This window comes from uncultured Streptomyces sp., from assembly GCF_947488945.1.
Lineage (GTDB): Bacteria > Actinomycetota > Actinomycetes > Streptomycetales > Streptomycetaceae > Streptomyces.
This window is the reverse complement of the sequence record NZ_CANLBS010000005.1, coordinates 369409-395922: the sequence shown is the minus strand read 5'-3', so window position 1 is coordinate 395922 and position 26514 is coordinate 369409. Positions and strand designations below refer to the sequence as shown.

At 73.3% G+C, this 26514-nt stretch carries 21 protein-coding genes and 1 pseudogene; 10 read left to right on the top strand and 12 right to left on the bottom strand.

The window, feature by feature from the left end:
- Window positions 1-80 precede the first annotated feature (80 nt).
- The 3 genes from Q0994_RS10480 to Q0994_RS10470 form a co-directional block, all read right to left on the bottom strand.
- Window positions 81-782: a hypothetical protein gene (locus Q0994_RS10480; protein ID WP_299531979.1), complete on the bottom strand. Its 702-nt coding sequence runs from the start codon at window positions 780-782 to the stop codon at window positions 81-83.
- Window positions 783-1113: 331 nt separating this feature from the next.
- On the bottom strand, window positions 1114-2553 hold the full coding sequence (gene gndA / locus Q0994_RS10475; RefSeq protein ID WP_299531977.1) for an NADP-dependent phosphogluconate dehydrogenase: 1440 nt from the start codon (window positions 2551-2553) through the stop codon (window positions 1114-1116).
- 307 nt (window positions 2554-2860) lie between these two features.
- The gene (locus tag Q0994_RS10470; RefSeq protein WP_299531974.1) at window positions 2861-3334 is read right to left on the bottom strand and encodes a DUF5709 domain-containing protein; all 474 of its coding nucleotides are present in this window, start codon (window positions 3332-3334) and stop codon (window positions 2861-2863) included.
- Between the two features lie 291 nt (window positions 3335-3625).
- Here Q0994_RS10470 and Q0994_RS10465 point away from each other — a divergent pair, with 291 nt between their 5' ends.
- The 4 genes and pseudogenes from Q0994_RS10465 to Q0994_RS10450 all read left to right on the top strand — a co-directional run bounded on the left by Q0994_RS10465 (window position 3626) and on the right by Q0994_RS10450 (window position 8273).
- Window positions 3626-4882 (top strand): ATP-grasp domain-containing protein, encoded by a 1257-nt coding sequence (locus Q0994_RS10465; protein WP_299531972.1) that lies wholly within the window; start codon window positions 3626-3628, stop codon window positions 4880-4882.
- Window positions 4879-5700, top strand: coding sequence for a Rossmann-like domain-containing protein (locus Q0994_RS10460; protein WP_299531970.1), 822 nt, complete (start codon window positions 4879-4881; stop codon window positions 5698-5700). The genes Q0994_RS10465 and Q0994_RS10460 overlap by 4 nt, the downstream gene beginning before the upstream one ends.
- A pseudogene (locus Q0994_RS10455) lies at window positions 5697-6755 on the top strand (PLP-dependent cysteine synthase family protein); the annotation flags it as partial. The gene Q0994_RS10460 and the pseudogene Q0994_RS10455, both read left to right, overlap by 4 nt.
- 345 nt (window positions 6756-7100) lie before the next feature.
- A complete protein-coding gene (locus Q0994_RS10450; protein ID WP_299531968.1) occupies window positions 7101-8273 on the top strand; it encodes an enolase C-terminal domain-like protein in 1173 nt (390 codons plus the stop codon).
- A 46-nt stretch (window positions 8274-8319) separates the two neighbouring features.
- Here the strand turns inward: Q0994_RS10450 and Q0994_RS10445 are convergent, their stop codons facing one another.
- A complete protein-coding gene (locus tag Q0994_RS10445; protein ID WP_299531966.1) occupies window positions 8320-8967 on the bottom strand; it encodes an HD domain-containing protein in 648 nt (215 codons plus the stop codon).
- Between the two features lie 271 nt (window positions 8968-9238).
- Here Q0994_RS10445 and Q0994_RS10440 point away from each other — a divergent pair, with 271 nt between their 5' ends.
- Together Q0994_RS10440 and Q0994_RS10435 are read left to right on the top strand one after the other, a co-directional pair.
- Window positions 9239-10792 carry a carboxylesterase/lipase family protein gene (locus tag Q0994_RS10440; RefSeq protein ID WP_299531964.1) on the top strand — a complete coding sequence of 518 codons (1554 nt, stop codon included), beginning with the start codon at window positions 9239-9241 and terminating at the stop codon, window positions 10790-10792.
- Between the two features lie 389 nt (window positions 10793-11181).
- On the top strand, window positions 11182-12324 hold the full coding sequence (locus tag Q0994_RS10435) for a S1 family peptidase (RefSeq protein WP_299532151.1): 1143 nt from the start codon (window positions 11182-11184) through the stop codon (window positions 12322-12324).
- 156 nt (window positions 12325-12480) lie between these two features.
- On the opposite strand, the gene Q0994_RS10430 is transcribed toward Q0994_RS10435, so the two are convergent.
- From Q0994_RS10430 to Q0994_RS10420, 3 genes are read right to left on the bottom strand one after another with little or no spacing between them, the layout of a single operon-like run.
- Complete coding sequence (locus tag Q0994_RS10430; RefSeq protein WP_299532149.1) at window positions 12481-13320, bottom strand: carbohydrate ABC transporter permease; 840 nt, start codon at window positions 13318-13320, stop codon at window positions 12481-12483.
- 28 nt (window positions 13321-13348) lie between these two features.
- The gene (locus tag Q0994_RS10425; protein ID WP_299531962.1) at window positions 13349-14362 is read right to left on the bottom strand and encodes a carbohydrate ABC transporter permease; all 1014 of its coding nucleotides are present in this window, start codon (window positions 14360-14362) and stop codon (window positions 13349-13351) included.
- Between the two features lie 10 nt (window positions 14363-14372).
- A complete protein-coding gene (locus Q0994_RS10420; protein WP_299531960.1) occupies window positions 14373-15683 on the bottom strand; it encodes an ABC transporter substrate-binding protein in 1311 nt (436 codons plus the stop codon).
- Window positions 15684-15825: 142 nt separating this feature from the next.
- Between Q0994_RS10420 and Q0994_RS10415 the strand changes: the two genes are divergently transcribed.
- Together Q0994_RS10415 and Q0994_RS10410 are read left to right on the top strand one after the other, a co-directional pair.
- Window positions 15826-17172, top strand: coding sequence for an ROK family transcriptional regulator (locus Q0994_RS10415; protein WP_299531958.1), 1347 nt, complete (start codon window positions 15826-15828; stop codon window positions 17170-17172).
- A 135-nt stretch (window positions 17173-17307) separates the two neighbouring features.
- Entirely contained in the window at window positions 17308-18750 is a 1443-nt protein-coding gene (locus Q0994_RS10410; RefSeq protein ID WP_299531956.1) for a peptidoglycan DD-metalloendopeptidase family protein, read from the top strand.
- Here Q0994_RS10410 and Q0994_RS10405 read toward each other — a convergent pair.
- Window positions 18740-19792: a DMT family transporter gene (locus tag Q0994_RS10405; RefSeq protein ID WP_299531954.1), complete on the bottom strand. Its 1053-nt coding sequence runs from the start codon at window positions 19790-19792 to the stop codon at window positions 18740-18742. The genes Q0994_RS10410 and Q0994_RS10405 overlap by 11 nt on opposite strands.
- A 273-nt stretch (window positions 19793-20065) precedes the next feature.
- On the opposite strand from Q0994_RS10405, the gene glgA reads away from it, so the two are divergent.
- Together glgA and glgC are read left to right on the top strand one after the other, a co-directional pair.
- Entirely contained in the window at window positions 20066-21229 is a 1164-nt protein-coding gene (gene glgA, locus Q0994_RS10400) for a glycogen synthase (RefSeq protein ID WP_299531952.1), read from the top strand.
- Between the two features lie 133 nt (window positions 21230-21362).
- Complete coding sequence (glgC, locus tag Q0994_RS10395; protein ID WP_299531950.1) at window positions 21363-22580, top strand: glucose-1-phosphate adenylyltransferase; 1218 nt, start codon at window positions 21363-21365, stop codon at window positions 22578-22580.
- Window positions 22581-22590: 10 nt separating this feature from the next.
- Here the strand turns inward: glgC and Q0994_RS10390 are convergent, their stop codons facing one another.
- From Q0994_RS10390 to Q0994_RS10375, 4 genes are all read right to left on the bottom strand, one after another.
- Window positions 22591-23049, bottom strand: a complete 459-nt coding sequence (locus Q0994_RS10390; RefSeq protein ID WP_299531946.1) for an ATP-binding protein — start codon at window positions 23047-23049, stop codon at window positions 22591-22593.
- 94 nt (window positions 23050-23143) lie between these two features.
- Complete coding sequence (locus tag Q0994_RS10385) at window positions 23144-23587, bottom strand: response regulator (RefSeq protein ID WP_299531942.1); 444 nt, start codon at window positions 23585-23587, stop codon at window positions 23144-23146.
- Window positions 23584-25209: a CHASE3 domain-containing protein gene (locus Q0994_RS10380; RefSeq protein WP_299531940.1), complete on the bottom strand. Its 1626-nt coding sequence runs from the start codon at window positions 25207-25209 to the stop codon at window positions 23584-23586. Before Q0994_RS10380 ends, Q0994_RS10385 begins: the two co-directional genes overlap by 4 nt.
- Window positions 25202-26464, bottom strand: coding sequence for a PP2C family protein-serine/threonine phosphatase (locus Q0994_RS10375; protein WP_299531938.1), 1263 nt, complete (start codon window positions 26462-26464; stop codon window positions 25202-25204). Before Q0994_RS10375 ends, Q0994_RS10380 begins: the two co-directional genes overlap by 8 nt.
- Window positions 26465-26514: the final 50 nt, after the last annotated feature.

Here is a 26514-nt window from a genome sequence, read left to right as displayed (position 1 = left end):
GGTACTCGGCGTGGCCCCGAGCCGGCGGCGGCGCGAAGGTCCGGGCGAGCCAGGACTACGGTCGCGCTCGCCACGGAGGGCTATTGACCGGACCCGGCGCGGGAGATCGCGGGGAAGACCGCGGTCGTGTCGATGTAGTACTTGCGGATCAGCGGTCCGAAGCCGTTCGCGTTGGTGCCGAGGAGCATGAGCTTGATGTGCTCGATGGCGTCCGCCCGGGTGAGCGCGGACAGTTTCGTCTTCGTGTCGCCGACGGTCTTCCTGGTCGTCCACCCGAGCCGGGTCTCCGCCGTGGCGCTGACGTCGGGGTCGAAGGCGAGGAAGAAGGGGCGTCCGCCGGGGCCGCCGTCATTGCCGGTGGCGAGGAGCACGATCACGTGGAATCCGGCCCCGTTGGCCTGGAAGAACAGGCTCTTGGGTCCACCGACGTGGTCGGTCGGGCCCTTGACGGTCACGGCGCGGTTGGCGTGGAGGATGTTACTGATCGCAGTCCACTTGGCGGTCACGTCCCCGGTCGCCGACAGGTCCGCGGGGTTGTACGGACCGTCCGCGTGTGCGGTGAGAGCGGCCGCCGCACGCTCGCCGCGGGCGTCGCAGCGCCTGTCCAGCACCCCGCTGAACATCGAGTCGGTCGGTGCCTGCAACCAGAAGGTGACGCGTTCCAAGGCGGTTCCCGTGTTCGGCGCGGGATGGTTGTCGACCGCGGCCTCGATCCGGGCCCGCAAGGACGCGACCGTCGGGTCGGCCACGTCCGCCGGTTGGAACAACTTCTGCTCGGTCATGGAAAATCCCCCCGTACGGCACTGTTGCTCCCACTATGGCGTACGGAACGCGCTGCCGATGGAGTAACCGGAGATGAGCCGACGCGGACCTGCTCGACGTCCTCGGAGGGATGACCGAGACGGATACGGCCGGTCCCGCGCGGCGGGAGCCCTTGGAAGCTTTCCGCCAGCGCTTCGGCCCGGTCGCTGAGTGCCTGTGACGCCCGACCCGGCGGCGCCCCGCCCTCCCGGGGGTGGCGGCGCCGGGCCGGGCGGCGGCGGGATCAGCCGGCCGGCGGCAGCAGCGCCCGGGACGCTCCCCGTCCCGGCCTCCGCGCCCCCGGCGGCCGGGTCAGCTCCCGACCTCGCTCTTGTCGCCGCCCCACAACGTGTGGAACGTCCCCTCGCGGTCGGTGCGGTGGTAGGTGTGGGCGCCGAAGTAGTCGCGCTGGCCCTGGGTGAGGGCGGCGGGGAGGCGTTCGGCGCGGAGGGAGTCGTAGTAGGCGAGGGTGGCGGCGAAGGCGGGGGTGGGGACGCCCTGGGTGACGGCGGTGGAGATCACGGTGCGCCAGTCGTCCTGCGCGGCGGCGATCTCCTCGGCGAAGCTCGTGTCGGACAGGAGGCTCGCCATCCGGGGCTGGGCTTCGTAGGCGCTGGTGATGCGGTCGAGGAACGCGGCGCGGATGATGCAACCGCCGCGCCAGATCGAGGCCACCTTGCCGAGGTCGATGTTCCAGTCGTACTGCTCGCTGCCCGCCGCGATCTCGTGGAAGCCCTGGGTGTAGGCGACGATCTTCGAGGCGTACAGGGCCTGCTCGACCCGGTCGGCGAACGCGGCCGCCTCGTCCTCGCTCAGCGCGCGGGCGGCCGGACCGGCGAGGTGGCGCGAGGCGTCCCGGAGGTCGGCGTGGCCGGAGACCGCGCGGGCGAAGACGGCCTCGGCGATGCCGGAGACGGGAACGCCCAGATCGAGGGCGATCTGCACGGTCCAGCGGCCGGTGCCCTTCTGCTCCGCCTGGTCGAGCACCACGTCCACGAAGGGCTTTCCGGTCTCCGCGTCGACGTGCGAGAGCACTTCCGCGGTGATCTCGATGAGGTACGAGTCCAGGCGTCCGGTGTTCCAGGCGCGGAAGGTGTCCGCGATCCGTGCGGGGGAGTACCCGGCCACGTCGCGCAGCAACTGGTACGCCTCGGCGATGAGCTGCATGTCGGCGTACTCGATGCCGTTGTGGACCATTTTCACGAAGTGGCCGGCGCCGTCGGGGCCGATGTGCGTGGTGCACGGGGTGCCGTCCTTCGCGCGGGCCGCGATCTTCTCCAGCAGCGGGCCCAGCGAGCGGTACGACTCCTCCGAGCCGCCGGGCATGATGCTGGGACCGTTGAGCGCGCCCTCCTCTCCGCCCGAGATGCCCGCACCCACGAAGTGGACGCCCCGTTCACGCAGCTCGCGCTCGCGTCGCCGGGTGTCCTCGAAGTGCGCGTTCCCGCCGTCGATGATGACGTCGCCGTCCTCCAGCAGCGGTGCGAACTCCTGGATGACCGCGTCCGTCGGTTCTCCGGCCTTGACCATGATGACGAGCCTGCGTGGGCGCTCCAGGGCGTCCACGAACTCCTGCGGGGAGTGTGCGGGGACGAACGAGCCCTCCTCGCCGAAGTCCTTCACCAGCGCGTCGGTCTTCGCGGCCGTGCGGTTGTGCACGGCGACGGTGAAGCCGTTGCGGGCGAAGTTGCGGGCGAGGTTGCGGCCCATCACCGCGAGTCCTGTCACGCCGATCTGAGCGGTGCCGGTCATCTGTGCGCTCCTGCGATCCGGGGGTTGGCGGAATCTCCAGTATGGGCACGGGAAGCGGACCCGGCCCGTCCGGAAGTGCGGCCGGGCGTGCACGGTGCGTGGGTCCGAGCTGCCCGGCCCCACCCCCGCCTGCCCCGTGACGGCGCTTCCTCACGTCCTCTCCGGCGTCGGGTGGCGTGGACCGGAGCCTGCGTCCCAGGGTGGGGGCCGTCCCGGACCGTCCGTCCTCGGACCGCCCGGCACCCGGTGCCCCGCACCGTCCTCAAACCGCCCGACGCTCCCGCTCCGCACGCGCGGCGTGACACACCTACACCGCGTCCCTGCCGTCCGCGTCCCCACCGTCCGCGATCACGTGCATCGCCGCCTCCTCGCCGGACGCGGCGGCCCCGTCGATCCCGACGTCCTGAGCCGTGAGCGTGTACGGGACGGAGCCGTCGGCCTGCTGCGTCAGCCGCCCCGCCCGGTCGGTGCCCACCTCGTCGTCCCACAGCTCTCCGTCGCCGCCCGGGAGGTCGCCCCTGCCGTCGCCCCGGGGGGCCGCCGGATCGGCGAGCTCCCGGGTCAACCGGGTCTCCAGAGACTCGCCCGCGTGCTGCTCGGCCGCGGTCGTGCCGAGGTCGTCGACGCCCCAGGGCCGCTCGGGAGGGGAGTATCCCTCGTCGAGCACGTCGTCGAGGCCCGAGGCGTCGAGGGTGTCCTCGATGTCGAGAAGGTCGGCCGGGTCCGAGGCTTCCGGCTCCTGCGGCTGATAGACGTCGTCCCCCCGTTCCGTGTCGCTCATGGCGTTGTCCTCTCCGGGGCCGCCCGGCGACGGATCGAGGACGTCCCCTGCCTGCAATTCCACTCCCCTCCCGGCCCGCTCGCAAAAGATCCGGGCTTCACCCCTGTTCACACCGCTTCTCGGACATGGACGGCCGGAATTGCAGGCAGAGGTGACGGGCCGTGAGATGACAATGAAAACTATTGTCGATAACGTGGCGGGCGTCGGTGGACACGGCTGCCGTCCGGGCTGTCCGACGGTCGCGCCGTGTCCGCACGCACGTTCAACCGCACTGCTGGAAAAGGGGATTTCGTGGCTCATCTGCTGGTGGTCGAAAGCTGGGTCGGTGCCATGGGCCGGCTGCTGCCCGCGGCGCTGGAGGAACGGGGGCACCGCTTCACCTTTCTCACCCGCGACCTGCGGCACTACCTGCGGGACGCGCCGGAGGGCGTCGCGCATCCGCTGCTGCGGGCGTCGGCGATCGTCACCGCCGAGACCAACGACACCGAGCGGCTCGTCCCGCTCGCCGGGCGCCTGCACACCGCGCTCCCCTTCGACGGGGTGCTCACCTCGTGCGACTACTACCTGCCCGCCACCGCCCGGATCGCCCGCTGCCTCGGCCTCCCGGGCCCCGCGCCCGAGGCCGTGGAGCACGCCTGCCGCAAGGACGCCACCCGGCGGGTTCTCGCCGCCGCGGGCGTGCCCGGCCCGCGGTTCGTTGTCCGCGAGCGCCCCGCGGACGCCCTCGCCGCCGCCCGGGAGATCGGCTACCCACTCGTGGTGAAGCCGGTGGACCTCTGCGCGGGGATGTTCGTCCGGCGTGTGGACGACGAGCGGGAACTGGCCGGCGCGTGCGAGGCGATCGCCGCCTTCCCCGTCAACGCGCGCGGTGCCCGCCGCGCCCCGCAGCTCCTTCTCGAAGAGCTGCTGACCGGCCCCGAGGTCAGCGTGGAGACCGTGACCCATCGGGGCGCCGTCCACGTCGTCGGCGTCACCGACAAGACCCTCGGCGGCGCGCCCGCCTTCATCGAGACCGGTCACATGTTCCCCGCCGCCCTCGGTCCCGACGACCTGCGCGCCGTCACGGAGACGGCGGTCGCCGCCGGCCGGGCCCTCGGCCTCGACGACGTGGTGGCGCACACCGAGATCAGGCTCACCCCGCAGGGCCCGCGCGTCGTGGAGGTCAACCCCCGGCCGGCCGGCAACCGGATCACCGAACTGGTCCGGCGGGTCACCGGGATCGACCTCGTCGCCGCCTGCGTGGACGTCGCCCTCGGCCGGCGGCCCGACCTGGAGCGCCGCGACACCGGACTGCGCAGCGCCGCGATCGGCTTCCTCCTTCCGGAGACCGCCGGCACCCTGGCGGGCGTCGACGGAGAGGCCGCCGTGCGGGCCGACCCCGGTCTGCTCGAACTCCAGCTGCACGGTCCGGGACGGGCGGTGGCGCCCGCCGCGGACAACAACGGCTACCTCGGGCACGTCATGGCCGGCGACCCCGACGGACCGGGCGCCGGGGCCCGGGTCGCCGCGCTCCTCGGCGCACTGCGCCCCCGGGTGGTGGCCGCATGAGCGGCCGTACGTTCGAGGAGACGGTGGCCGCCGCGCTGGCCGGCGAGTTCGGCCCCGATCCCAAGGACGCCCGCGTCTGCGCCGCCTTCGGCACCCGGCAGACCGTACGCCACCACGGGCGGCAAACCGGCTACCGCAACGAGGTCCTCAGCCTCCGCCTCGGTGCGTCCGTGGGTTCCTGCGCCGTGGCCCCCGGCACCCTGACCGACGACCTGCTCGACGCGTGCACCGGCGCGAGTGTCGCCCGGCTGCTCGACGACCACGCCCGGCACGTCCGGGTGGCAGCCCTGGACGCCTACCTGATGGAGGTGTCGCCGCACGGTTCCGCCGCCGGAGCCGTGCCCGTGACGGTCCCGGCCGGGTCCTCGCTGGAGCGGTCCACGGCCCGCGCGCGCGTCGTCGTCGACCTGCTCGACCCCGTCCCCGGTTCCACCGTGCTCGTCGTCGGCGTCGTCAACTCCCTGCTGGCGGAGATCCGTTCGCGCGGTGCCCGGGTGATCCCGTGCGACCTGGCCGGCGGCCGCACCGAGGAGGGGGAGCCCGTCGTCACCGACGCCCTCGCCGCGCTGCCGCACTGCGACACCGTCCTGGCCACCGGGATGACGCTGGGCAACGGCACCTTCGAACCGCTGCGCGTCCGCGCCCTGGCCCTGGGGCGCCCGCTGGTGATGTTCGCCCAGACGGGCAGCGCGGTGCTGCCCCGCTTCCTCGGCGACGGAGTCACCGCCGTGTGCGCGGAGCCGTACCCCTTCTTCTGGCTCGACGGCGGCGCCGGAGTGCTGCACACCTACCGCGCCCCGATCGGAGCCCTCGCATGACCACCGCACCGACGCGCCCCGTCCGGGCCGCCCCGCACCTGCTGGACCTGGTCGGCGGCACCCCGCTCGCCCGGATCACCACCGAACTCGCCGGCCCGCATCCCGGGTTCTGGGCCAAGCTGGAGGGGTACGGGGTCGGCGGGATGAAGGCGCGGGCAGCGATCTCCATGCTTCTCGGAGCCCTCCGTCGGGGCGAACTCGCCCCCGGCTCACCGGTGGTGGAGTCCACCTCGGGCACCTTCGGCATCGGCCTCGCCTTCGCCGGGCAGGCCCTCGGCCACCCGGTCCACCTGGTCTGCGACCGCGAACTGGAACTGCCGGTACGTCAGTTGCTGCGCGGCTACGGGGCCGTACTGCACCTGGTGGAGCACCCCGCCGCGGTCGGCGGCTGGCAGGGGGCCCGGCTCGAACGTCTCCACGAGGTGCGGGAACTGCTCCGGGACGCCTACTGGCCCGACCAGTACAACAACCCCGACAACCAAGCCGGTTACGCTTCACTCGCCGCCGAGATCACCGAACGTCTCGACCGCCTCGACATCCTCGTCTGCAGTGTCGGCACCGGCGGTCACAGTGCCGGGGTCGCCACCGCGCTGCGCCGACGCTGGCCGGCCCTGCGGGTGATCGCGGTCGACGCCACCGGATCGGCCCTCTTCGGCCGGCCCCCGGCCCCTCGGCTGATGCGGGGCCTCGGCAGCAGCATCCTTCCGCGCAACGTCGCCTACGACGTGTTCGACGAGGTCCACTGGGTGGGCCCGGCCGAGGCCGTGGAAGCCTGCCGGCGGCTCGCCCGGCACGACTTCGTGAGCGGCGGATGGAGCACCGGAGCCGCGGCGCTCGTCGCCGCCTGGGCGGCCCGCACCGACCCCGGCGCGGTCGTCGCCACCGTCTTCCCGGACGGGCCGCACCGCTACCTCGGCTCGGTCTACGACGACGGGTTCCGCACCGTCCACGGACTTCAGCCGGAGCACGCCGCCACCCGGCCCGTCGAGATCGCGCACCCCGACGAGGCGTCCCCCGGCGGCTGGACCCGATGCGTCAACGTCGCCGATCCGCTCGGTGCCACCGCCCCGTCCGGTGCCACCACGCCGCCCGGTGCCACCACGCCGCCCGGTGTCACGGACCCGCTCGCCACCCCTGCCCCGTCCATCCGTTCCAGCCGGCTCACCGCCGCAGACCCGCTCGCCGCCACCGCCCCGTCCACCGTCCCCGGCCCGCCCGCCGCGCCGCTCCCCGATGCGTCCGCGGGGCACTCCGGCCGGCCGGGCTCGCCGGGTGCCCCGTACACCGCCCACCGTCCGCCCCCGCGCCTCCGTGCGCCCCGCCCCGCGGCGGCCGGACGCCCCAGGAAGCGCGCGGCACCCCCGGCTCCCTAGCCCCGCCCACGAGAAGGACACCCACCCGTGCACCTCACCCACCGCACCGTGCGGCTCGTGCTCGCCGAGCCGCTGCGCATCTCCCGCTCCACGACGGCGGCCCGCGACGCCGTACAGCTCACCCTGGAACACGGTGGGCTGCGCGGTCACGGCGAAGCCGTCAGCAGCATCCACCAAAGGCTCGACACCGGCACCCTGCTCCGCCACTTCCGGACCGCCGCCGAGGGGCTGCGCCGCCACTCCGGGCCCGAGACCGCCCTGCACGCCCTGCGGTCCGGCGAACTCGCCGCCGACACCCCTCCCGCGGTCACCGCCGCCGTCGAGGCCGCGCTGCTCGACCTGGTCGGAAAGCGCGCCGCCACCGCCGTCCACCGCTTCCTCGGCACCCGCGTCCCGCCCCGCGCGCCCACCGCCCGCACCCTGTCGATCTGTGCCCCGCGGCACGCGGCCGGGCAGGCCAGGGCGCTCGCGGCCGTCGGTTTCTCCGTACTCAAGATCAAGGCGGGGGACCGCGACCCGGAGGCGGACCTCGACCGGGTCCGGGCCGTCCGGGCCGCCGCTCCCTCGGCCCGGCTGCTGCTCGACGCCAACGGCGCCTGGACGGCGGCCCGCGCCGCCGCGTTGCTGCCGCGGTTCGCGGAACTGGGCGTCGAGGCGGTGGAACAGCCGCTGATCCCGGGCGACATCGAAGGGCTCGCGCGCTTCGCGGAACGCTCCCCGCTGCCCGTGATCGCCGACGAGGACGCCGTCGGCCCCGAAGACGTCCGGCGGCTGGCCGGCCGCGTCCACGGCATCAACGTCAAACTCGCCAAGTGCGGCGGGGTGCACGCGGCCCTGCGGATCGCCGCCCTCGTCGAGGGCAGCGGTACCCGGCTGATGCTCGGCTGCCTCACCGCCAGCACCCTCGGCATCGCCCCCGCCGTCCACCTCGCCGACCGGGCCCACTGGATCGACCTCGACGGGCACCTGCTGCTGGCCCACGACCCGTGGTCCGGAATCGGCGGCGAGGACGGAACCGTCGGTGCGAGCGGACTGCCCGGCCTTGGCGTCCGGCCCCGCTGTGCGCCGGCGGAGAGTCCCGGCCGTGCACCGGCCGAAGGTCCCGGCGGGGCACCGATCGGGAGCCCGCCCCGCGCGTCGGCCGGGAGTGGGAGCCGGGCGTCCTCGGTCGGGAATCCCAGCCGGGCGGCTGTCGCGTGAGGATCCGGCGCGAAGCCGCGCCTTCCCACCCGCGCTACGGCTGCGCTCACTCCGGCCACGCGGAGCCGAGGATCGCATCGACGAAGTCGCCCCGACGGAAGCCCGGCACGCAGTGTTCCAGTACGTCCGCCTTCACATTGCCGAAGGTCGTCTCCGGCTTCCGCCGGATCCCTTCGGTGAACGCGCCCAGAATCCGCTGCTTGAAGTCCGGCCGGGGGTGCAGGGCGACGATCTCCGCCCGGTCGGAGTCGGAGACGTCGTCGTACCCGACGCCCAGCACGTCGTACTCGACGCCCGCCGTCACCAGCGCCACCTCGGGCTCCATGTGCTCGGGGATGCCGGGGGTGGTGTGCAGGGCCACCGCCGTCCACACCCGTCGCACACTGTCCTCCGGCACCCGGTGCGTCCGCAGGAAGCGGCGTGCCTCGTCCGCGCTGTCCACCTCGAACCGCCTGCCGCTCGTGCGGAACCGTTCGCCGAGACCGAGATCGTGGAACATCGCGGCCACGTAGAGCAGTTCGGGATCGAAGCTCAGATCGCGGTTGCGGCCCTGGAGCGCGCCGAACCAGAAGACCCGCCGGGAGTGGTGGTAGATCAGCTCGTCCGCGGTGTCCCGCACCAGTTCGGTCGCTTCGCGGGCGATCCGGGTGCCCGGCACCCGCACGCCGGCCACGAGGGACGGTTCGGTCGTCATCGCTGGCACCGGTCCTTCCGGGCGGGGCGCTGCCGGGCGGTCCGGTCGCCCTCCCTCAGCATCCGGTGGCCCTGTCGCCGCCGCCACACGGACCGCCGTGTCCCCGTCCCCGCGTCGGCCGCCCGTTGCGGTTCCCATGATCCACAAACCCGTGGCGCTTCCCCCGGCGTACCTGGGACCCTGTCCCGGGCCCCGCCGGGGCCCATGCCGTACGGGAGCGTCGCAGGCGGGGGACCGGGCGGCGGGCCCGAGGACCGGGGAGCGCACACCGATGACCGTCTTCACCACCGCCGCCGGGGCCGTGCGCGGGGAGCGCACCGTACGCGATCCGGGAATCGTGCGGGTCCTCGGCATTCCTTACGCGGCTCCGCCGTTCGGGGCAGCCCGGTTCCGGGAACCGCTGCCGCCGCGCCCGTGGTCCGGCGTCCGTCGCGGCGACCGGTTCGGGCCCGTCGCCCCGCAGTCCGCCGAACTCCCCGGCGCGCCCTCGTGGAGTCCGGGTGACGAGGACGTCCTCACCCTCAACGTCTGGACGCCCGGTGCCACGGGCGATCGGCTGCCCGTGCTGGTCTGGATCCACGGCGGCGCCTACGCCTTCGGCTCCTCGGCCCAGCCCGACTTCGAGGGCACCGCCCTGGCGGCGCTCGGACTGGTCGTCGTCACCTTCAACTACCGGGTCGGATTCGATGGGTTCGGCCATGTGCCGGGTGCGCCGGGTGAGCCGGACCGCCCGGACGGCCACAACCGGGGTCTGCTGGACCAGATCGCCGCGCTGGAGTGGGTCCGGGACACCATCGGAGTCTTCGGCGGCGACGCCTCCCGGGTCACCGTGGCGGGCCAGTCGGCCGGGGCGTCGTCGGTCGCCTGCCTGATGGCGATGGACCGGGCGCGGGGCCTCTTCCGGCGGGCCGTCCTGCACAGCCCCGCCAACTCCTGCGCCACCGCCGCCTCGGCGGCCCGCACCACGCGCGAGATCGCCGGGGCGGCCGGTCTCCCCGCCACGCGGGAGGCACTGGCCGCCGCCGGTCCGGGGCGGCTCGTCGCGGCCACGGACGCGGTGGTGGCGGCCGCGCGGAAGGACCCGGCGGCCGGGCAGCGGCACCACGACCCCGCGGTGCACGGCCCGGTCGTCGACGGTGTCACCCTGCGCGCCGACCCGTTGACGGCGGCCCGGTCCGGAGCCGGGGCCGGCGTGGACGTCCTGGTCTGCCGCACCACCGAGGAGTACGCCCTGATGGAGGCGGTCGGCAGCAGCGCCCGCATCCCCGACGACGCCCGCCTCACCGCTTTCGCACGGGACTTCGACGTCCCCGGACCGGTCATCGAGGGCTACCGCGCCCTGCTGCCGGACGCCCCGGCGCAGCGGGTCTACGAGGTGGCGTACGGCGACCTGCTCTTCGCCGAGTACGCCGACCGGCTGGCCGAGGCGTACGCGGCGGCGGGCGGCACGGTGCACCTCGCCCGCTTCGACCGGCGCACCGGCGGCGAGCCGCCCCGCCCGGTCCGCGCCTGGCACTGCGCCGACATCCCTTTCGCCTTCGGCAACCTCGACGACGAGCGCCTCCACTTCCTCGTCGGCGGCGCCCCCGGCCCCGCCGACCACGAGCTCTCGGCCCGGATGGCCGGCGCGTGGGCCGACTTCGCCGCCACCGGTGACCCCGGCTGGGCACCGCTGCCCGCCGGTGCCCCGGCCGGCTGCGCCACCGAGGCCGCGGTCCACGTCTGGCGGGCGGGCGACGCGGAGGGCGAGCCGGCGACCGGAGCATCCCCCGGGGCACGGCGGGCCCTGTGGCGTGGAGCCGAACTGCCGCTGCTGCAACCGTAGTCGGAGGGGGTGCCTCCCGCGTCCCGCGTGGGGTGGGTGGCCGGAGCGAAGAGGCCGTGGGAGTGCGGCGGTTCATCCGCCGGGTCCCGCCGGCCGTCGGACGTGTGGCCGACGCGTCGACAGCGGTACCCACCCGTCGGCGTGGCCACCGGGGGACGGGCTCCGGGCGCGAAGATCCACCGCGCGGCGGGTCCCCGCCCGCTGTGCGCTTGGCATGGACCTGACGCTCTCACTCCACTACAGTCCGGTGCGCAGCACTCTGAGAGCGCTCTCAGAAGGGTTTCCCGGAGGCGCGCTCGTGCACCGCCCGCCTCCCGTTCCACCCCCACGTCCGGAACAACGGAAAGGGCATTCCCTTGCGACACCTGACCCCGCGCCACCCGAGATCACTGCGTACCGGGCTCTGCGCCCTCCTGCTCGTCGGGGCCCTCGCGGCCGCCGGCCCGTTCTCCGCGTCCGCCGCGGAAGCCGACGCCCCGGCGCCCTCCGCCGCCGCGAGGCCCGCCTCGGCCGGGCTGCTCACCGCCATGAGCAGGGACCTCGGCCTGTCGCCCGCCGAGGCGAAGGAGCGGCTCGCCGCCGAGAAGTCGGCCACCGCGCTGGCGCCCGTCGCGCGCCGCGCGGCGGGCGCCGCGTACGGCGGTTCCTGGTTCGACGCGGAGACCGGCAGGCTCACCGTCGGCGTCACCGACGAGGCCTCCGTCCCTGCCGTCCGCGCCGCCGGGGCCGACACCCGGATCGTCGCCCGCACCGCCGACGCCCTGGACCGGGCCAAGTCCCGTATCGACGCGCTCGCCGCCCCCACCGGCGTCAACGCCTGGCGTGTCGACCCCCGGGCCGGCCGCGTCGTGGTCGACGTGGTCTCCTCGGCACGGTCGGACAACGATGTCCGCTCGTTCCTGGCGAAGGCCCGCGCCGCCGCCCCCGTCGCCGTGCGGTACGTGGCACAGGCGCCCGAGACCTTCGCGGCCGGCACCGTCGGCGGCGACCCGTACTACACCGGCAACGTCCGCTGCTCCATCGGCTTCTCGGTGCACGGCGGCTTCGTCACCGCCGGCCACTGCGGCGGGGCCGGGGCGGCCGTGCGCGGATGGGACGGCTCGGCCGTCGGCTCGTTCCGGGGCTCGTCCTTCCCGGGCGACGACTACGCCTGGGTCAGCGTCGGCAACGGCTGGTGGACCGTGCCGGTCGTCCTCGGCTGGGGAACCGTCTCCGACCAGTTGGTACGCGGTTCCCACGTCGCGCCCGTCGGCGCGTCGGTCTGCCGTTCCGGCTCCACCACGCACTGGCACTGCGGCACGGTCCTCGCCACCAACGAGACCGTCAACTACAGCCAGGGCGCCGTGTACGGGATGACGAAGACCAGCGTCTGCGCCGAACCCGGCGACTCCGGCGGGTCGTTCATCAGCGGTGACCAGGCGCAGGGCGTCACCTCCGGCGGCTGGGGCAACTGCTCCACCGGCGGCGAGACCTGGCACCAGCCGGTCAACGAGATCCTCAACCGCTACGGCCTGACCCTCCACACGGCCTGACCGCCCGCCGCCGCCCCGTGGGGCCGGGCCGGCGGCACCGCGCGAAAGGCCCGTACGGAGCGCGGTCGCACGCACTCCGTACGGGCCGGCCCGCCTGACCGGGCCCGGACCGGACCCCGCGTCAGCGCGCGGTCCGGCTCCGGCTTCCGGGGCGCGTCACTTGACCGCGCCCGCCGTCAGCCCTGCCACCAAGTACCGCTGTAGCAGCAGGAATCCGGCGACCACGGGGAGGGAGACGACGAGTGAGGCCGCCATCACCTGGTTCCAGTACACGTCGTTCTGGGTGGCGTACCCGCGCAGGCCGACCGCGAGGGTGCGGGTGGTGTCGTTGGTCAGGACGGAAGCGAAGAGGTTCTCGCCCCAGGCCGTCATGAACGCGTACACCGCCACCGCCACGATCCCCGGGATCGCGGCCGGCACCACGACCCGGAACAGCGCGCCGACCGGCCCGCAGCCGTCCACCTTGGCGGCCTCGTCGAGGTCCTTCGGGATGGAGTCGAAGTAGCCGATCAGCATCCAGATGGAGAACGGCAGCGAGAACGTCAGATAGGTGAGGATCAGGCCGCCGCGCGAGCCGTAGAGCGCGACGCCGGTGCTGTTGCCGATGTTCACGAAGATCAGGAACAGCGGTAGGAGGAACAGGATGCCCGGCAGCATCTGCGTCGAAAGCACCGTGACGGTGAAGACGCGTTTCCCGCGGAAGGAGTAGCGGCTCACCGCGTACGCCGCGAAGACGGCGATGACCACCGAGAGTACGGTCGCCGCGCCCGCCACGATCAGCGAGTTCACGAAGTAGCGGGCCAGCGGCACCGTGTCCCAGATGTCGAAATAGGGGCGGACCGTCAGCCCGGACGGGATCCACCGGAACTTCCCGGTCACGTCCTCCAGCGGCTTGAGGGAGCTGCTGACCATGACGAAGACGGGCAGGGCCACGAACCCGGCGAGCAGGGTCAGCACGACCCTGCGGGTCCAGAGGAACGACGCCGGAGGGGCCATCGGGGAGCGGGCCTTGGACCGCGTGGCGCTAGTCACCGGCGTTCTTCCTTCCGCGCGAGGTGAGGACGAGGTACACGGACGTCACGGCGAGCAGGAAGATCAGGAGCAGCACCGACATGGCCGATCCGGTGCCGAAGTTCCAGGTGACGAACGACGACTGGTAGATGTGCACCGAGATCAGGTCCGCGTTCTCCGGAGCCGCGCGGCCGAACAGCACGTACGGCGTGTTGAAGTCGTTGAACGTCCACAGGAACAGCACCAGCACCAGCACCTGGTTGACCGGGCGCAGCGACGGCAGGGTGATCCGGCGGATCTGCTGCCACATGCCGGCCCCGTCGATGGCCGCGGCCTCGTACTGCTCGCGCGGAATGTTCTGCAGTCCCGCCATCAGGATGAGGAGGGCGAACGGCCACCCCTTCCAGAGCGAGACGACGAGCAGCGCGACGAAGCTGTTGTCGCCGATCAGCCAGAACGACGGCTGGTCGGTGAGGCCGAGCTGGTCGTGCAGCACGTGGTTGATCAGGCCGTTGTCCCGCTGGAACATGAACGCCCAGGTGATGACGGCCGCGTACACCGGGAGGGCGTACGGGACGAGGAAGAGGGTGCGCAGCAGTCCCCGGCCGCGGAAGTTCTCCTGCAGCAGGATCGCCGCGGTGACGCCGAACACCCAGCACAGGCCGACGGACAGGAGGGTGAACAGGCACGTGACGACGAAGGAGTTGAGCAGCGCCTCGCCGATCGGGGCGTCGAAGTCGACGGCGACGCGGTAGTTGTCGAGGCCCGACCAGGGGGAGTCGCCCCAGTTGCTGATGAAGAACTGGGTGAGCTTGCGGAAGCTCATGGCGATCCCGACGGCCATCGGGATCAGGTGGACGAGGAGTTCCAGCAGGACGGCGGGCAGGAGCAGGAGATAGGGCAGTCCGCCGGAGCGGATCCGGTCGGGGATGCGCGGCAGTCTCCTGCGCGCACCCCCGTCGCCCTTTCTCCCGCCGCTGCCGGCCTCGTCGGCCCGGGGGCCGGTGGTGGTGACGGTGGCGGTCATGGGATGAGCCTCACTGCTGCATGGTCTGCTGGGCCTTTTCGAGGCTCGCCTTGACGGTTTCGTCGGTCACGGGCTTTCCGGCCGCGGCGTCGGCCCACAGCTCCTTGACGGCCGTGCCGACGGCCGTCTCGAACTGCGACTCGTTCGGGACCTGGGGGAGCGGGGCGGCGCTGGTGGCGAGCGTCTCGCGCAGGACCGACAGGTCGGGTGCGCCGAACGCGGCGTCGGCCTGGGCGCCCTTGACGGGCGGGATGGAACCGTAGGTCTTGTTGAGCAGCTTCTGCTCCTCGTCGCTCGTCATGAACTTCACGAACTTCTTGGCGCCGTCGATGTTCTTGGTGTTCTTGAAGACCGCGATGTTGATGCCGGCGACCATCGAGTTCGTCTGGGCGTCCTTGCCGGGGAGGCCGGAGGGCACCGGTACCGGGGCGACGCCCCAGTCCTCCGGCTTCATGCCCTGGGCGGCGAAGGTGGAGGCCGCCGCCTGCCACAGCACCATCGCGGTGCGGCCCTTGGCGAAGTCGGTCAGGGACTGGTTCTGGGCGTACTCGGCGTTGCCGGGCGCGATGATCTTGTCCTTGGCCATGAAGTCGACGTACTGCTTCACGGCGGCGACGGCGCCGTCGGAGGTGAAGGTGGCCTTCCCCTCCTTGTCGAAGAAGTCGGCGCCGTGCTGCTTGCCGAGCACGAAGACCTGGTGGATGTTGTTCGACAGGTTGCCGCCCTCGGCGCCGAGGCCCCACTTGCCGCCCTTGGACAGCTTCTTGCCGTCGGCGACCAGTTCGTCCCAGGTGGCGGGCGGGTCGGTGATGCCCGCGTCGGCGAACATCTGCTTGTTGTAGTAGAGGGCGTACGCGAGCGAGTACAGCGGCACGGCGGCCGGGTCCTGGTCCTCGGCGCCCGCGGAGGCGACGGCGGAGTCGACGAACCGGTCCCGGCCGCCGATGGCGTCGAAGTTCTCCGCGTTCCACGGCAGCAGCGCGCCGGTCGCCTGGAGCGAGGCGGACCAGGTGTTGCCGATGTTGAGCACGTCCGGGCCCTGGCCGGAGGAGGTGGCGGCGAGGATCCGGTTCAGCAGGTCCGCCCAAGGGACGACCTCCAGCTTGACCTTGATGCCGGTCTGCTCCTCGAACTTCTTCAGCTCGGGGGTGAGGATCTTCTTGTCGGCCTCGATGCTGGGGCCCTGGTTGGATGCCCAGTAGGTGAGGGTCTTCGGGGACTCGTTGCTCCCGCCGGAGCCGGATCCGCCGCCGCAGGCGGTAGCGGTGGCGGCGAGCGAGAGGACGAGGGCGGCGGTGCTTGCGGCTCTGAGGTGGCGCATGTGGGACGGCCCCTTTCCGGGGAGGGCTGCGTTCGGGAACCGAACGGCCTGCAAGGCTTAATTTATGCCGTGATTTAAGAGGTGAGAGAAAGTCGCGTCAAGGGATTCGACCGGGGTATGTTGCGGGCAGGGAAGGAGCAACATGGCCCAGCGAGACAGACGGACCGTGCGTGACCTGCGGCGGGGCAACCGAGCACGGGTTATGCAACGGTTGTATTTCGAAGGCCCGTTGAGCCGGCAGGAGCTCGCTCCGGTCACCGGGCTGAGTTCGGGCTCCATCAGCAACGTCGTCGCCGAACTCGTGGCGGAGGGCGTCCTGGAGGAGGCCGGTGTCGTCGACTCCGGCGGCGGACGCCCGCGTACGCTGCTGCGCGTCGCGCCGGGCAGCGGGTTGCTCATCGGCATCGACATCGGCGAAACCCGCGTCCGGGTCGAGTTGTTCGATCTGGCTCTCACCGAACTCGCCCGCGCGGAGCGGCCGTTGGCGCAGCACGGGTACGACGTCGAGCGCATCGTCGGCCATGTGCGGTCCGGGGTCGCCGACGTGCTGCGCGCCTCCGAGGTCGACCCGCACCGGCTGCTCGGCATCGGCATCGGGGTGCCCGGCATCATCGAACGCGACGGGGCGGACGCCGCATCCTCGGACGGCCCCGGCGCGGTCGTCCACGGGCAGACGATCGGCTGGAGCGGGGTGCCCTTCGAACGGCTGCTCCGCGAGTCCGTCGACGTCCCCGACGAGGTGCCCTTCTTCATCGACAACGGCGCCAAGACGCTCGGGCAGGCCGAGATGTGGTTCGGCAACGGACGCGGCGCCGGAGCCGCCGCCGTCGCGCTGATCGGCTCCGGTGTCGGCGCGTGCGTCACGCGGGACGACGTCCTGCACGAGGAACGCACCGGCGTCGCGCTCGAGTGGGGCCACACCACGGTCCAGTTGAGGGGCCGGCGCTGCCGCTGCGGCTCCATCGGCTGCCTGGAGGCCTACGCGGGCGCGGAGGCGATGCGCGAGCGCTGGCACGAGGCGGGCGGCCCGCTGCCTGAGGACACCGACGACGAGGCCGCCCTCGCCGCGCTCCTGGCCGCCGCCTACCCGCCGCCGGACGGCCCCCTCCCGGACCCGGTGGCCGTCGAGATCCTGGACGAGACCGCCGCCTGCCTGGGCGCCGCCCTGGCCGATCTGGTCAACCTCTTCCAGCCCGCGCGCATCCTGCTCGGCGGTTGGGCCGGGCTGCTCATCGGCCCCCCGCTGCTGCCCGCCATCAGGGAGTACGTCCAGGGGTACGCGCTGCGCCACGCGTCCGCCCGCACCACCGTCGAGCTGGGCAGCCTCGGACCCGACGCCGTCACGGTCGGCGCGGCGACCCTGCCGCTCTCCGACTTCCTGGCCCGGGGTGCGACCCGCCCGGCGCCGGCCGTCGCCGGGGCCCGGACGCCCGCGGACATCGTGCGGGACCGGGGTCGCGCCCCGGCGGAGGAGACCGCCCGGAGGTGAGGGAGAGCCGACGCGGGGCGCGTCGGGACGAGCCGCCCCGCGCCCGAGTGCGCCGTTGTGCGCCCTTGTCACGAGCCTTTGCCGCGACCTAAGTTGACCGCTTGTCACATGCCCGACTGCCAGTGGGGGGACAGCATGGCCGCGAACGGTCGGCACCGCAGATATCAGCCCAGCAGAATGAACCGCGCCTCGCTCACCATGACGGCGGGTGGCGCGGGCATCGCGCTGCCGCTGATCACGGCGACATCGGCCGGCGCCGCCTCGGCCGACGTGTGGGAGAAGGTCGCCGCGTGCGAGTCCTCGCACAACTGGCACATCAACAGCGGCAACGGCTACTACGGCGGCCTCCAGTTCAGCGGCTCGACCTGGGCCGCGTACGGCGGCACCGCGTTCGCGCCGCGCGCGGACCTGGCGACCAAGGACCAGCAGATAGCCGTCGCCGAGAAGGTCCTGGACGGACAGGGCCCCGGCGCGTGGCCGGTCTGTTCCGACCGGGCCGGACTGACCCGGGGCGGCCCGGCCCCCGAGATCGACACCCAGGCCGCGGGCACCCGTCCTGCGGCCCAGCCGCAGGCGCAGAAGGCCCAGCAGCAGGGACAGCAGTCGCGGCAGCCGCAGCGCGCCCCGCAGCAGCAGGCGGCGCAGAAGCAGGCGGGGCAGCAGAAGCAGGCCGCCGCCTCACCGACGACCGTGCCCGGCAAGCGTGACGCGTACACCGTCGCGGGCGGCGACTCGCTCTCCCGGATCGCGGCCGCCGAGCGCCTCCAGGGCGGCTGGCAGGGCTTGTACGCGGCCAACCGGACCGTGGTCGGCGACGACCCGGACCTGATCTTCCCCGGCCAGCGGCTGACTCTCGCCCCGGCCGGTGCAGGCGGCGCGAAGACGTCGGACGGTACGGCGAAGACCACCCGGCCCCGCACGTCCACCGCCCCGCCCGCCGCGTCGCGGACCGCCCCGCGCGCCGGAAAGCCCGCCACCGAGGACCGGGCCGGCGCCGAGCGGGCCGCCGAGCGGGCCAAGGCCGAGAAGGCCGCGCAGGCCGAGAAGCAGCGGAAGGCGCAGGCCACCGCCAAGGCCGAGGTCGCGGCGAAGGCGGAGCGCGCGCAGAAGGCGGCGCAGGCGGAAAAGGCCGCCAGGGCCGAGAAGGCGGCGAAGGCGGCCAGGGCGAGCAAGTCCTCCGGCCTCACCGCCCCGGTGGCCGCCCGCACCGGAACCCCGTACCACCAGTCGGGATCGTGGGCCAGCGGGTACCACACCGGGGTCGACTTCCCGGTCCCCACCGGCACCACGGTCAAGGCCGTGGCGAGCGGCACGGTCGTCTCCGCCGGCTGGGCGGGCGCGTACGGCTACGAGGTCGTCATCCGGCACGGGGACGGCAGGTACAGCCAGTACGCCCACCTCTCGGCGCTCCACGTCCGCGCCGGGCAGCAGGTGGCGGCGGGCCGCAGCATCGCCCGCTCCGGCTCCACCGGCAACAGCACCGGGCCGCACCTGCACTTCGAGATCCGCACCGGGCCCGGTTACGGCTCCGACGTCGACCCGCTCGCCTACCTCCGGGCCGGCGGCGTCAGCATCTGAGCCGCCGGCCGGCCGGCGCGTCCCGCGGCGCGCGGTCCGGTAACGACCGCGCGCCGCCACCGGGCCGCCGTCCGCGCCCCGACGGCACCGGCGTGGCGCCGCCCGCCGCCGGCGCGGGCACCCGAGGGCCCGCGTCCGGAGCGTCCGGGGCCGCGTCACCGTCCGCCGGCGCACGCGGCCGGTCCGCCGCGGCCAGGTCCGCCGCCCGTTCCGCGACCAGGCGTTCGCGGGTGAGCAGCACCAGCCCCCCGGCCGCCAGCAGCCCGGCGGCGAGCGCCGACAGCGCGCCCGGCACCCCGAAACGGAAGCTCTCGCCGAACAGCGTCAGACCGACGACGGCGGCGACGACCGGATTGACCACGGTGACCGTCGCCAGCGGAGCCGTCAGCCCCGCCCCGCGGTAGGACGCCTGCGACAGCAGCAGCCCCGCCGCCGCGAACGCGCCGATCAGCAGCAGCGTGGGAAGGCCCGCCGTCAACGCGCCCGACGACCACTGCACGGCCACCGTCTTGGTGAAGACCGACGCCATGCCGAAGGCCATGCCCGCGGCCGTCGCCAGCACCAGCGAGCGCGTCATCGGCCGCCGCGTCCCGAACCCCTGGGCGACCAGGAACAGCGCGACCACCGCGCCGCCCGTCACCGCGGCCAGCAGCGTCCGCTCGCCGGCGCCCAGCGCGTGCGACCCGGCACCGTCGGTCAGGGCCAGCAGGCCCGCCAGCCCCACCGTCGCCGTCACCGCGCCCCGCCAGGCCGTCCGGCCCGCCCGGCGCCCCACGAACAGCGCCGCCATCGGCAGCGCGAAGACGATGGTGAGCGCCCCCAGCGGCTGCACCAGGCTCAGCGGTCCGTACGCCAGCGCCACCACGTGCAGCAGCGCCCCCACGCCGTTCAGCGCCACGGCGGCCCACCAGGCGGCGTTGCGCAGCGGCGCGTACGACCGTCCGTCCCCGCCCGCGGCCACCCGCTCCTGGATGATCGCCCCGGCCGCGTAGGCGACCGCGGAGACCAGGGACAGCAGCACCGAAAGCGCGAGGGAGCTCATGTACACCACGATGTCCCGGAGAAGGCGCCGAGTCGTCGTCCCACAGACGGCGATCCGGCGTACTGCTCCCGTAGTACGGACGCGCGGCGCACGTCCTCCTCCCGACGGTAGTCCCTGCGCGCCGGGGCGTCAGAACGACGGCCCGGACGCGTACCCGGAGCGCCGGGACGGCGGCGGAGCGTGGCCTCCGCCGGGCCGGCCGGACGCCCCCGCCACCGGGCCCGGCCGCTCCCGGGTCTTCCGCCCGCGCCGCCGGTGGGTGACCATCGGGGGATGAAGGTCGGACTGCTCACCCGCGAGTACCCGCCCGCCGTCTACGGCGGCGCCGGCGTCCATGTGGAGTTCCTCGCCCGGGAACTGCGCTCCCTCGTCGATCTCGACGTGCACGCCTGGGGCGACGACCCCGCGCAGGACGACGGGGGCGCGCGGTGGCACGGTCCCACGCTGCCCGACGAGACCAACGACGCGCTGCGCGCCCTGTCGGTGGACCTGTCGATGACGGCGGCGGTCGGCGACCGGGACCTGGTGCACTCGCACACCTGGTACACCGCCCTCGCCGGCCACCTCGCCAAGCTGCGGTACGGCATCCCGCACGTGATGACCTGCCACTCCCTGGAACCGCTGCGGCCCTGGAAGGCCGAGCAACTGGGCGGTGGGTACGCCGTGTCGAGCTGGGCCGAACGCACCGCCGTCGAGGCCGCGGACCGGGTGGTCGCCGTCTCGCACGGGATGCGCGCCGACATCCTCGACTGCTACCCGGCGCTCGACCCCGCCCGGGTCCGCGTCGTCCACAACGGCATCGACACACGGCTCTACGCCCCCGACCCCGGCACCGGAGCCCTGCGCCGCCTCGGCATCGACCCGGACCGCCCCTACGTGCTCTTCGTCGGCCGGATCACCCGCCAGAAGGGCGTGCCCCATCTGCTGCGCGCCGCACGGAGGCTGGACCCCGCTGTCCAGGTCGTGCTGTGCGCCGGCGCCCCGGACACCCCCGAACTGGCCGAGGAGTTCCGCGCCGCGTACGAGGAGCTCGCCGCGGGGCGCCCCGGTGTGCACTGGATCCCCGAGATGCTGGACCGCCCGGAAGTGATCCAACTCCTCACCCACGCGGCCGTGTTCGTCTGCCCCTCGGTCTACGAGCCGCTGGGCATCGTCAATCTGGAGGCGATGGCCTGCGGCACCGCGGTGGTCGCCTCGGCCGTCGGGGGCATCCCCGAGGTGGTCGACGACGGCCGGACGGGCCTGCTGGTGCCGTACGACGAGAAGGACCCCGGCGCGTTCGAGGAAGGGCTGGCGGCGGCCCTGGACCGGGTCGTCGGTGACCGGGAGGCGGCCGCGCGGATGGGGGCGGCCGGCCGGGAGAGGGCACTGGCGGAGTTCGGCTGGGACCGGGTCGCCCGGCGCACGGCCGAGGTGTACCGCGAGCTGCTGCCCTGAACGTCCGCTCCCGGGCCGTGCGCGTTCCGTGTGCGGAGGCCGCGAACGGGGCAACAGTGACCAGCAGCAGGGTGTTTCGGCAGTACTCCGACAGCATGATCCGGCGCACGCGGGGCCGGGCGAGGGGGCGGCGATGCGCGGTGGACCCACGGTGCTCGGGATCGTACTGGCGGGGGGAGAGGGCAAGCGGTTGATGCCGCTGACGGCCGACCGGGCCAAACCGGCGGTCACGTTCGGCGGGACCTACCGACTGGTCGACTTCGTGCTGTCCAGCCTCGTCAACGCGGACGTGCTGAGGATCTGCGTGCTGACGCAGTACAAGTCGCACTCGCTGGACCGGCACATCTCCACCACCTGGCGGATGTCCAGCCTGCTCGGCAACTACGTCACCCCCGTCCCCGCCCAGCAACGCCTCGGCCCGCGCTGGTACTTGGGCAGCGCCGACGCGATCCTCCAGTCGCTCAACCTGGTGCACGACGAACAGCCCGACTACGTCGCGGTGTTCGGCGCCGACCACGTGTACCGGATGGACCCGCGCCAGATGCTGGCGCGGCACATCGAGGGCGGCGCGGGCGTCACGGTCGCGGGCATCAGGGTGCCGCGCTCCGAAGCCTCCTCGTTCGGCGTCATCACGCCGGGCGGCGACGGCACCCGGGTCGACCGCTTCCTGGAGAAGCCCACCGACCCGCCCGGCCTGGCCGGCGACCCCGACCGGGTGTTCGCCTCGATGGGGAACTACCTCTTCACCACCAAGGTCCTCGTCGACGCCCTGCACCGGGACGCCGAGGATCCGCAGTCCGTGCACGACATGGGCGGCTCGATCCTGCCGATGCTCACCGCCCGGGGGCAGGCGCAGGTCTACGACTTCGACGAGAACCGGGTGCCGGGGGAGACCCCGCGGGAGCACGGCTACTGGCGGGACGTCGGCACCATCGACTCCTACTACGACGCGCACATGGACCTGCTGTCCGACCGGCCCGCCTTCAGCCTCGACAACCGGCGCTGGCCCATCTACACCCACGCCGGGCCGCTGCCGCCCGCCCGGATCGTGGCCGGCGGCATCGCCAGCGAGTCGGTGATCAGTCCCGGCTGCGTGATACGCGGCCAGGTCACCCGGTCCGTCCTGTCGCCCGGAGTGGTGGTCGCGGAGGGCGCGGTCGTCCAGGGTTCCGTGCTGCACGACGGGGTCAGAGTGGGGCGCGGGGCCATCGTCAGGGGCGCGATCCTGGACAAGAACGTGGACGTTCCGCCCGGTGCGGCGATCGGCGTCAGCCCGGAGCGGGACGGTGAGCTCTACACCGTGTCCGGCAACGGGGTCATCGTCCTCGGGAAGGGACAGGTGGTGCGGTGAGCGGAACGGCTCAGGAGCCGAGCAGGAACTCGGCGCGGATGCGCTTGCCGACGGGGACCCGCTCGGCGGTGAGCCGGTCGCACAGGGCCACCACGATCTCCATGCCGTGCCCGCCGAGCCGCGAGGGGTCGGGGGCGTACAGCACCGGGAGCGCCGTGCTGCTGTCGTACACCGAGACGTGGATGCGGTCCACGGTGCCCTCCAGCTCCAGGAGGTACGGGCCGTGGCTGTAGCGCTCCGCGTTGGTGACCAGCTCGCTGACGGCCAGCAGCAGGTCGCTGCGGGTGTGCGGGCCCAGCTCGGCCAGCCACTCCGACACCAGCCGGTTGAGGAACCGTTCCGCCAGCGCACGCGCCTGCGCGATGCAACCGGGCTGCCCGTCGAACACCTCGGAGGTGTGCAGCATCTCGGTCGAGGGGTAGGACGGATCCGGCGCACCGTCGGGTCGGGAGGTGACCTGTTCGTTCATGTGCTCCAGCCAGGGCGCGGGGCGGTGCGGTTACGTCGGACGACGAGCGTCTACCCGCGCCGGGCGATCCCACGCCGGGAAGACGGCGTCAAGTCTACGCGCGCCCCGGCAGCCGCACCACGGTGACGAAGAACTCGTCGATCTGCCGGACCGCCGCGATGAACTGGTCCAGGTCGACCGGCTTGGTGACGTAGGCGTTGGCGTGCAGCTTGTAGCTGCGCAGGATGTCCTCCTCGGCGGAGGACGTGGTGAGCACCACCACCGGGATCAGGGCCAGCTCGGGGTCCGTCTTGATCTGCTCCAGCACCTGCCGGCCGTCGTACTTCGGCAGGTTCAGGTCGAGCAGCACCAGGTCCGGGCGAGGGGCGTCCGGGTAGGCCCCGCGCCGGTACAGGAAGTCCAGCGCCTCCTGCCCGTCGCGCACCACGTGCAGCGTGTTGCGGATCTTGTTGTCCTCGAACGCCTCGCGGGTCATCAGCTCGTCGCCGGGGTCGTCCTCGACCAGGAGGACCTCGATGGGCTGTGCGTAATCGGTCACGAAGGGTCTCCTGCCGGGTTGGTGTGGGCCACCGGAGCGAGCAGCTCGGCCACGGTGTGCTCGGGCGCCTCGGGGGTGACGGGCAAGGTGAAGTGAATCAGAGTTCCCTCGTCCGGCGCGGGGTCCAGCCAGATCTTCCCCCCGTGGAACTCGATGATCTTCCGGCAGAGCGCCAGCCCGATGCCGGTGCCCTCGTACGCGTCGCGGGCGTGCAGCCGCTGGAAGATGACGAAGACCTTGTCGGCGAACTCCGGCGCGATCCCGATGCCGTTGTCCGCGACGGTCACGTGCCAGACGTCGTCCTCCCGCACGCATCCCACCGTGATCCGGCACGGGACGTCGGGCCTGCGGAACTTCACCGCGTTGCCGATCAGGTTCTGCCAGACCATGGCGAGCGTGGTGGAGTCGCCGACCACCTCGGGCAGCGGCTCCTCACGGACGATCTCGGCGCCCGAGTCCTCGATCGACGCGGCGAGGTTGCTGACGGCCCGGTCCAGCAGCGCGTCCAGCTCGACCGGCTTCCAGCCCTCCTGCACCCGCCCGACGCGGGAGAACGTGAGCAGGTCGTTGATCAGGACCTGCATGCGCTTGGCTCCGTCGACCGCGAAGTCGATGTACTGCTTGCCGCGGGCGTCCAGCTCGTCGCCGTAGCGCTTCTCCAGGAGCTGGCAGAAGGACGCCACCTTGCGCAGCGGCTCCTGCAGGTCGTGGGAGGCGACGTACGCGAACTGCTCCAGCTCCGCGTTGGACCGGCGCAGCTCGTCGGTCTGCTCGGCCAGCACCGTCTCCTGGTCGCGCGACTCGGACAGCTCGTCGACCAGCCGGCGGCGCATGTCCTCGACCGCCGCGGCCACCGCCCGGACGTCCGCGGGGCCGGTCACCTCGATACGCCGGTCGAAGGTGCCGCTGCGCACCTGGTCGGAGGCGGCCCGCAGCCGGCTCAGCGGGCGCCCCACCATGCGGTGCAGCAGCAGGCTGAGCGCGACCATCGCCAGCAGGAAGACGACGACCAGGGCCACGAGGACCTTGTCCCGCACCGACCGCTCGTCATCCAGCTCGGCCCGTGCGGTGTCCCGCGCCTCGTCCAGCCGCGCCTGCTGCGTCCCGTACAGGGTCCGCAGGGTGTCGAACTCGGCCTTGCTGCGGTCCAGCCGCGCCGAGGACGAGCGGGCCGGCCCGTTCTCCCGGACGTCGGCGATCAGCGGCTCGGCCTGCGTGGTCCGCCAGCGGTCGGCGGCGGCGGCGATCCGGTCGAGATCCGCCTCGTACGGCTCGCCCCCGACGAGCTCGCGCACCCGCGTCAGCCGGTCCCGCTCGGCGTCCTGCCCGGCCTCGTACGGTTCGAGGAACGACTCGTCGCCGGTCAGTACGAAGCCGCGGACGCCGGTCTCCTGGTCCAGCAGCGCGTTCTGCAACTGGAAGGAGGCCGAACGGGCCGGCTGGATGCGGTCCACCAGCTCCGTGCTGCGGTCCGAGATCCGGGACAGGACCAGCCCGCCCGTCACCAGGCAGCCGCAGAGGACCACCACGAGCCCGGCCAGGATCAGATGGACCCAGTTCTGCACGGACAGACGGGCGGCGAACCCCGGGCGCTTCGAGGGCTGCTGCGCGCGGTCAGACATGGGACTCCTGTTTCCAGCCGAGATGCAGTACGGCGACGTCGTCGGCGAGACCCCCGTACGGGAGCGCTCCCGCGGCGGCTCCCGCCACCAGCGCGTCGATGAACGGCGCCGCCCGGAGCTCCCCGTGCTGCCGGGCCATGGCCAGCAGCCCTTCCTCGCCGAGGCGGGCGTCGGGGCCGGTGCGGCCTTCGAAGAGACCGTCCGTGAACACCACGAGGCTACTGCCCGGCGCCAGGTCCAGGTCGGTCGGGCTCCACCGGCCGACCCCGGGCATCAGCCCGAGCGCCATCCCGCCCTCCGGCTCGATCCAGTCGACCTCGCCGTCGTGGCGCAGCAGCAGGCCCGGGTGGCCCGCCCGGACGACCCGCACCCGGCCCCCGTCCGGCTGGAAGGCCAGTGACATCACGGTGGCGAAGATGTGCGGCCCGGCACGCTCGGCGTCCAGGATCTCCTCCAGCAACGCCATGTGGTCGAGCTGGTCGGCGCCGCACAGCACCGCGGTCCGCCAGGCGACCCGCAGGCACACGCCGAGCGCGGCCTCCGCCGCGCCGTGGCCGGACACGTCGCCGATCACGGCGTGCACCGTGCCGTCGGCGGTCTGGACCACGTCGTAGAAGTCGCCGCTGAGCAGCCCGTGCACACGGCCCGGCTGATAGCGGGCGGCGGTCTCGAAGCGGTCGTCACGCAGCAGCGGCACGGGGAGCAGCCCGCGCTCCAGCCGGGCGTTCTCCCGGGCGGTCAGCTCGTTCGCGTGCAGCGCGGCGGCGGCCCGCTCCACCTGCTTGCGCTGGAGGGCGTACCGGACCGCGCGGCCGAGCGTCTCGGGGTCGAGGCGGCCCTTGACGAGATAGTCCTGCGCACCGTTGGCCACCGCCGCGAGACCGGTGTCGGCTTCCGCGAGACCGGTCAGCACCACGATCGCGGTGTCCGCGTCCGTCTCCACGATCTGGGTGACCAGGTCGAGCCCCTGGGCGTCCGGCAGGTGCAGGTCCAGCAGGACGCAGACCGGTGTGCGGCAGGAGGCGAGGAACCGCCGGGCCTCCGCGAGCGTCTTGCACCAGGTCAGCCCGGAGTCCAGCGCGCTGTCGGCCAGCATCTCCTCGACCAGCAGGGCGTCGCCGGCGTCGTCCTCCACGAGGAGGATCGCTCCGTCCACCTTCCACACGGAATCGGTGACGGAGCCACGCCCGGACTGCGCGGGAACCCCGGGACCGCCGGTCCGGAACACCGAAGCGCCCATGGACAGCTCGGACACGCTCTCCACCCCTTCGCACGGAACGGCGCGGGTCACCCCGCGCCGATTCA

Bases quoted from the DNA above. Each gene is read 5' to 3' on its own strand.
- Q0994_RS10380 (WP_299531940.1), bottom strand. From the start codon at position 25,209: ATGTCTGACCGCGCGCAGCAGCCCTCGAAGCGCCCGGGGTTCGCCGCC.
- Q0994_RS10440 (WP_299531964.1), top strand. From the start codon at position 9,239: ATGACCGTCTTCACCACCGCCGCCGGGGCCGTGCGCGGGGAGCGCACC.
- Q0994_RS10390 (WP_299531946.1), bottom strand. From the start codon at position 23,049: ATGAACGAACAGGTCACCTCCCGACCCGACGGTGCGCCGGATCCGTCC.
- Q0994_RS10480 (WP_299531979.1), bottom strand. From the start codon at position 782: ATGACCGAGCAGAAGTTGTTCCAACCGGCGGACGTGGCCGACCCGACG.
- Q0994_RS10405 (WP_299531954.1), bottom strand. From the start codon at position 19,792: ATGAGCTCCCTCGCGCTTTCGGTGCTGCTGTCCCTGGTCTCCGCGGTC.
- Q0994_RS10430 (WP_299532149.1), bottom strand. From the start codon at position 13,320: ATGGCCCCTCCGGCGTCGTTCCTCTGGACCCGCAGGGTCGTGCTGACC.
- gndA (WP_299531977.1), bottom strand. From the start codon at position 2,553: ATGACCGGCACCGCTCAGATCGGCGTGACAGGACTCGCGGTGATGGGC.
- Q0994_RS10470 (WP_299531974.1), bottom strand. From the start codon at position 3,334: ATGAGCGACACGGAACGGGGGGACGACGTCTATCAGCCGCAGGAGCCG.
- Q0994_RS10410 (WP_299531956.1), top strand. From the start codon at position 17,308: ATGGCCGCGAACGGTCGGCACCGCAGATATCAGCCCAGCAGAATGAAC.
- glgA (WP_299531952.1), top strand. From the start codon at position 20,066: ATGAAGGTCGGACTGCTCACCCGCGAGTACCCGCCCGCCGTCTACGGC.
- Q0994_RS10460 (WP_299531970.1), top strand. From the start codon at position 4,879: ATGAGCGGCCGTACGTTCGAGGAGACGGTGGCCGCCGCGCTGGCCGGC.
- Q0994_RS10425 (WP_299531962.1), bottom strand. From the start codon at position 14,362: ATGACCGCCACCGTCACCACCACCGGCCCCCGGGCCGACGAGGCCGGC.
- Q0994_RS10415 (WP_299531958.1), top strand. From the start codon at position 15,826: ATGGCCCAGCGAGACAGACGGACCGTGCGTGACCTGCGGCGGGGCAAC.
- Q0994_RS10445 (WP_299531966.1), bottom strand. From the start codon at position 8,967: ATGACGACCGAACCGTCCCTCGTGGCCGGCGTGCGGGTGCCGGGCACC.
- Q0994_RS10420 (WP_299531960.1), bottom strand. From the start codon at position 15,683: ATGCGCCACCTCAGAGCCGCAAGCACCGCCGCCCTCGTCCTCTCGCTC.
- glgC (WP_299531950.1), top strand. From the start codon at position 21,363: ATGCGCGGTGGACCCACGGTGCTCGGGATCGTACTGGCGGGGGGAGAG.